The sequence below is a fragment of the Mesorhizobium sp. M8A.F.Ca.ET.021.01.1.1 genome, assembly GCF_003998025.1.
GTDB lineage: Bacteria > Pseudomonadota > Alphaproteobacteria > Rhizobiales > Rhizobiaceae > Mesorhizobium.
The window spans coordinates 1-3,429 of sequence record NZ_RZSJ01000633.1 but is presented as its reverse complement, the minus strand read 5'-3'; the positions used below and the strand labels follow the sequence as shown (position 1 = coordinate 3,429).

3 protein-coding genes and 2 pseudogenes are annotated in these 3,429 nt (G+C 64.8%); all 5 read right to left on the bottom strand.

Annotated elements, in window-relative coordinates; genetic code table 11:
* On the bottom strand, positions 1-334 hold a 334-nt coding region (locus tag EOA36_RS31145), incomplete at its 3' end, for an aminotransferase class III-fold pyridoxal phosphate-dependent enzyme (protein ID WP_127280723.1).
* A complete protein-coding gene (gene bioD / locus EOA36_RS31140; protein WP_126101867.1) occupies positions 334-969 on the bottom strand; it encodes a dethiobiotin synthase in 636 nt (211 codons plus the stop codon). The genes bioD and EOA36_RS31145, both read right to left, overlap by 1 nt.
* Positions 970-980: 11 nt before the next feature.
* Positions 981-2,120: an 8-amino-7-oxononanoate synthase gene (locus tag EOA36_RS31135; protein ID WP_126101866.1), complete on the bottom strand. Its 1,140-nt coding sequence runs from the start codon at positions 2,118-2,120 to the stop codon at positions 981-983.
* A pseudogene (gene bioB, locus EOA36_RS31130) lies at positions 2,117-3,057 on the bottom strand (biotin synthase BioB). The gene EOA36_RS31135 and the pseudogene bioB overlap by 4 nt, the downstream one beginning before the upstream one ends.
* Positions 3,058-3,217: 160 nt before the next feature.
* A pseudogene (locus EOA36_RS31125) lies at positions 3,218-3,429 on the bottom strand (nicotinate-nucleotide diphosphorylase (carboxylating)); the annotation flags it as partial.

Sequence of the window (3,429 nt, the reverse complement as noted above, 5' to 3'; positions counted from 1 at the left end):
CGACTTCGACGGAGGTCGAGCCGCTGTCGGAATAGAACACCCGGTCGAGGCCGGAAGGAGCGAGACCGACCAGCGCCTCGGCCAGGCGCTCGGCCGGCTTGTGCGTGAAGCCGGCGAAGATGATCTGGTCGAGGCTCGCCGCGGTCGCCTCGATGGCCTTCATGATGCGGGGATGGCGGTGACCATGCGTGACGACCCACCAGGAGGAAATCGCGTCCAGGATGCGCGTGCCGCCAGCCTTGTGGAGATAGGCGCCCTCCGTCAGGACGATTTCAGGGATCACCGGCTCTAGCGCGTGCTGGGTGAAGGGATGCCACACACGGGACTGCGACATCAGTGATCTCCCGTGCACGAGGCGAAGGCGAAGCCGGCAATCATTGCGTCTCGCAGCGTTTTGTCCGTCAGCGGGTCGAGATACGGCAGCCTGCCGAGCTGCGGTACACCGCCCATTTCCACGATTGTCCGTTGCGTGTCGGCCATCTCATCGCCGATGAAAGCGATGCCGGCCAGCGGGATGGAGCGCGCCCGAAGGGCCTCGATCGACAGCAGCGTGTGGTTGATTGTGCCGAGCGTGGTGCGGGCACACAAAATGACCGGCAGCCGCCACTCAGCGAAGATGTCGATGAACCTTGTGCGCCGGTTGAGCGGCACCATCAGGCCGCCCGCACCCTCGATCACGAGCGGCGCCGGCAGGACCGGAAATGAAAGATCGGCAGCCTCGATCGAGACGCCGTCGATCTCAGCTGAACGATGCGGCGACAGGGGCTTGCTCAAGCGGTAGACCTCCGGCAGCACGCGCCCTGGCGGCAGGCCGGCAAGCCGCGCAACCACCTCGCTGTCAGTCTCGTTGTCGAGACCTGATTGCACCGGTTTCCAGTAGAAGCCGTCGAGCAGGCCGGCGAGCCCAGCCGAAAACACGGTCTTGCCGATTCCGGTGTCTGTTCCGGTGATGACGATGCGTTGGGTCATGTCGCCTCCGGTCATGTTTGGGCCAACACCTCAACGAGCGCCTCGACCATGGCGGAAATGTCAGCTTCGGCTACGTTGAGCGTCAGCGAAATGCGCAGGCGCGACGTGCCCTCCGGCACGGTCGGCGGACGAATGCCGCGTATGTCGTAGCCGCGTGCCTGCAGTGCCGCCGCCACCGCCATGGTGCGCCTGACGTCGCCGATGACAAAGGGCTGGATCTGCGAGCCGCTCGGCATCACGCCGCAGCGCTCGGCCAGTTGGCGGCCCGCGAAGGCGACGCGTTCACGCAGCTGAACGCGGCGCAGCGGCTCGTCGGACAGCATGGCGAGCGCTTCGCACGCCGCGACTGCCATCAGCGGCGATGGCGCGGTGGCGTAGATGAGTGGCCGGCAACGGTTGACGAGATAATCGCACAGCGTCCTCGGCCCGGCGACGAGTGCGCCGGATGCGCCGAGCGCCTTGCCGCAAGTATGGAGCGCAATGATGTTGTCGCGGCCCTCGAAGGCGGCGGCCAGTCCCCGGCCGTCCGGTCCCCAGACGCCGGTGGCATGCGCTTCGTCGACGACGAGGAATGCCTCGTGCCGATCGGCAAGCGCGACGAGGCTCTCCATCGGCGCGCGGTCGCCATCCATGCTGTAGAGGCTTTCGACCCCGATCCAGACGCGTCCCATGCCGCCCTCGGCGCGCCAGCGCGTGATTGCCTCATCGACGGCATCGACGTCGTTGTGCTTAGCCACTACAAACTGGGCGCGTCCGGCCTGTGCGCCCTCATGCATGCTGGCATGGGCGAGTTCGTCGAGAACCAGCAGGTCGCCCTTCTGCGGCAGCGCGGTCAGGAGAGCGAAGTTGGCGATGTAGCCGCTGCCAAAGAACAGTGCGCGTTCGGCGCCGAAGAATGCCGCGGCGTCCGCCTCCAGTGCCTCGTGTTCCGGTGCATTGCCGCGCAACAGCCGCGACCCGGTGGCGCCAACCGGCGTGCCCCGCGCAATCGCAGCCGCAACCGCATCGCCAAGTCTTTTGGAGGCGGCAAGTCCGAGATAGTCGTTCGACGAGAAGTCGAGCCCGGCGCGCGGCGCAAGCGTCCGCAGGCGATCCTTGCGCGCCAGTCCACGCAAGGATGCGTCATACCGGGCAAGAAGTGCCTCGTTCATTGCGTGCCGATTTCCATCGGTTCGATGCCGAGACGCTGGAATAGCAGAGTATCCTTGTCCTCGCCGGGATTGTCCGCCGTCAGCAGCGTGTCGCCGACGAAGATCGAGTTAGCGCCGGCAAAGAAGCACAGCGCCTGCATCTCGTCGGTCATGGCGGTGCGACCGGCGGAAAGACGAACATGCGATTTCGGCATCATGATGCGCGCCAGGGCGATCACGCGCACAAATTCGATCGGCTCGATGGGCTTGGCTTCCGCCAGCGGGGTGCCGGCGATCGGGATAAGCATGTTGATCGGGACGCTTTCCGGATGTTCCGGCAGATTGGCCAGCGTGACCAGCATGTCAATCCGGTCCACCGGCTCTTCGCCCATGCCGACAATGCCGCCGCAGCAGACCTTGATGCCGCTGCCGCGGACATTGGCGAGCGTATCCAGCCGGTCGGCAAAGGTGCGCGTGCTGATGATCTCGCTGTAGTAGCGGTCCGACGTATCGATGTTGTGGTTGTAGTAGTCGAGGCCCGCCTGCTTCAGACGAGCGGTCTGCTCAAGATCGAGCATGCCGAGCGTCATGCAGGTCTCCATGCCCAGCGCCTTGACGCCCTCGACCATCGCCACCACCGCATCCATGTCGCGCGCCTTGGGGTTTCGCCAGGCGGCGCCCATGCAATAGCGCGTGGCGCCGGCATCGCGCGCCTTGGTCGCCTCGGCGATGACGCGCCGGACCTCCATCAGCTTCGACGCCTTCAACCCGCTTTCGTGATGCGCCGACTGGCTGCAATAGCCGCAATCCTCCGGGCATCCACCTGTTTTGATGCTAAGAAGCCGGCTCAGCTGGACCTTGTTGGGATCGAAATTCTGGCGGTGAACGGTTTGCGCCAGGAACAGAAGATTGTTGAAGGTGCGTCGTGCAGCGCCTGCGCCTTTTCTAGGGTCCACATCCCACAATCATTGGATTGCGCCTGTGGCATTGTCTTCGTCGAGTTCGATGCGTGCATCTCTTCCTGTTCCTTGGGGGTTCCGGCCTTTACGGCTTCTTTCCTGGCCGATTGACAGGGATCGGAAACTCTATCAGCCCGCTGCCGTCCGTTCGTCGTGCGATCATGAGCTCCGATAGTCGAGGCCAATATCCAGGATCGGCGCGCTGTGGGTCAGCCAGCCAATTGAGATCAGATCGACACCGGTCGCGGCGATGGCGGGCGCGGTCACGGCGGTGATGCTGCCCGACGCTTCAGTGATCGCCCGGCCCGCAACCATACCCACCGCCTGGCGCAATTCGTCGACCGACATGTTGTCGAGCAGGACGGCGGCGG